The sequence below is a fragment of the Streptomyces phytophilus genome (assembly GCF_013870535.1).
Lineage (GTDB): Bacteria > Actinomycetota > Actinomycetes > Streptomycetales > Streptomycetaceae > Streptomyces > Streptomyces phytophilus.
The window spans coordinates 1-2,019 of sequence record NZ_JACBXC010001118.1 but is presented as its reverse complement, the minus strand read 5'-3'; the positions used below and the strand labels follow the sequence as shown (position 1 = coordinate 2,019).

The 2,019-nt window shown below is 72.5% G+C and carries 1 protein-coding gene, 1 tRNA gene and 2 pseudogenes; 3 read left to right on the top strand and 1 reads right to left on the bottom strand.

Features of this window, described 5'->3' with window-relative positions:
* From H5J30_RS29735 to H5J30_RS29725, 3 genes and pseudogenes are all read left to right on the top strand, one after another.
* A pseudogene (locus tag H5J30_RS29735) lies at window positions 1–265 on the top strand (bifunctional DNA primase/polymerase); the annotation flags it as partial.
* Window positions 266–418: 153 nt separating this feature from the next.
* The gene (locus tag H5J30_RS29730; RefSeq protein WP_181790445.1) at window positions 419–826 is read left to right on the top strand and encodes a VOC family protein; all 408 of its coding nucleotides are present in this window, start codon (window positions 419–421) and stop codon (window positions 824–826) included.
* Window positions 827–922: 96 nt separating this feature from the next.
* Window positions 923–1,010 (top strand) — tRNA-Ser (locus tag H5J30_RS29725).
* Between the two features lie 639 nt (window positions 1,011–1,649).
* Here the strand turns inward: H5J30_RS29725 and H5J30_RS29720 are convergent.
* A pseudogene (locus tag H5J30_RS29720) lies at window positions 1,650–2,019 on the bottom strand (alcohol dehydrogenase catalytic domain-containing protein); the annotation flags it as partial.

The following is a 2,019-nucleotide window of genomic DNA, read 5'->3' as shown; positions in this document are numbered from 1 at the left end:
ACCGCCTCCACCGCCTTCACCGCCGCCCGAAGCCGGCCACCCCCCGGCGGCGGAACGCCGCCCGGACGCCCTGATCCGCTTCGTCGCCGCCTCCCACCCGGGCGAACGCAACGCCCGCCTCTTCTGGGCAGCCTGCCGCGCGTACGAGACGGGCCACGGCGGGGACGTGGCGGACGCCCTGATCCGCGCGGCGATGGCGACGGGCCTGCCGCAGCGCGAAGCGGCGGCGACGGTGGCGTCGGCGGCGAGGCACATGCCGCGGTGACGCCGGAACCGGCGAGAACCCCAGGCCACAGGCCCGGAAAAAATTCCCGGAGCCGGGCCCGCCGACCGATGAGTTCCGCGGCCCCGCTCCGTCTACCCCATGGACAGCGTGCTCCAGGAGCCGACGACCACAGCCCGGAGAGGGGCCACCACGATGCCGCACAAGATCTTCGTCAACCTGCCCGTGAAGGACCTGGACCGCTCGATGGCCTTCTTCACCGCCCTCGGCTACCGCTTCGACGAGAACTTCACCGACGAGAACGCCACCTGCCTCGTCATCACGGACGACATCTACGCGATGCTCCTCACGGAGCCGTTCTTCAAGGGCTTCACCAAGAAGGAGATCGCGGACGCCACCACCTCCACGGAGGCGATCCTCGCCCTGAGCGTCGACACCCGCGCGGCGGTGGACGAGATCGTCGACAAGGCACTGGCCGCGGGCGGCGGCGTCGCGAACGAGCCCAACGACCAGGGCTTCATGTACGGGCGCAGCTTCCTCGACCCGGACGGCCACCAGTGGGAGATCTTCTGGATGGACCCCGCCGCCGCCACCGCCGCCTGACCCCCGCCCACCGCCCCCGCAGCCCGCCCGGACCCGGCGGCGACCCCGCCGGGCGAACCGCTAGCCTTGGTCCCTGCCGCCGCCGAGCGACGGCAGGGAGAGTTGCCCGAGCGGCCTAAGGGACCGGTCTTGAAAACCGGCGTGGCGTCCTGCGTCACCGTGGGTTCGAATCCCACACTCTCCGCCGAGAAGCCCCATCCCCGCAGGTCAGAAGCGGCGCCGTCATGCCCCGACGACGCCGCTTCCGCCTGACCGGTGCGTGCGGCCAACCTGCGGCCAGGATGCAGGACCCCTCGGCACGCCGGAGCGCGCCGGAACGAGACGCAGGCGAAAAACGCGACCGGGTGGGCACCGCGCGATCCTTGCGCCCGCACCGCGTCCAGCTCCTCAACCAGAGGGCACGGCGCAACACGCGTCGTCCTCCGGTCTCCCCTTCAGCGTGGTGTTGTGGGGGCTGACGTCTCGTGGGCCCTGCGGTATGCCGGTTGTGTGGGGTAGGCGCAAGGTTGGGGCGGGCTGAGGGATGAACGGCGGGCCTTCCGCGAGAAGTTGCGTCTGGAGGCAGCCGAGCGGTTCCGGGCCGGTGAGCGGAACGCGGTGATCGCCCGTGACCCGCAGGGCCGGCTCCCCGCCCTGCCGCCCTCGCGATGGTCTTCGGATCGAGCACGCTGAGGATCAGGCGCGGGGAGTTCCCTACACCGGCTGACGCTTCCCGGCCGCAACCCGTTCGAGCACGCGCGACGTGGGGTTCGCGGGGGTGCCGTCCGGGGTGGTGTTGCGCCGCCCTGACCGGCAGGAACGTGTGTGTTCCCGTTCCGTGCCGTCAGGCGAAGGTGATGACCGAGCGGTTGGGTGGGCTGGACTTGGCCATCGCTTCCAGGGCCGCGCCGGCGCCCTCCAGTCCGATCGGGGTGTAGTCCGGCACGATCCCGTGGGCCGCGGAGAACGCGAGGGTGTCGCGGGCGTCGTGGGGGGAGCCGGAGGGGTTGAGCATGACGTGGAGGCGGCCCAGGACCATGGGGGCCGGGGGGAGGACCAGGGGGGTGTCGTCGTAGCCGCAGAGGACGAGGGTGCCGTCGGGGGCCAGGCCCGTCAGGGTCGCGGTGGCCGCGGCGGTGGAGGGGGCGGCGTTGAGGATCAGGTCGGCGCCGCCGTCCCAGGCCCGTAGGGCCTCGGCCGGGTCGGTGTCGCCG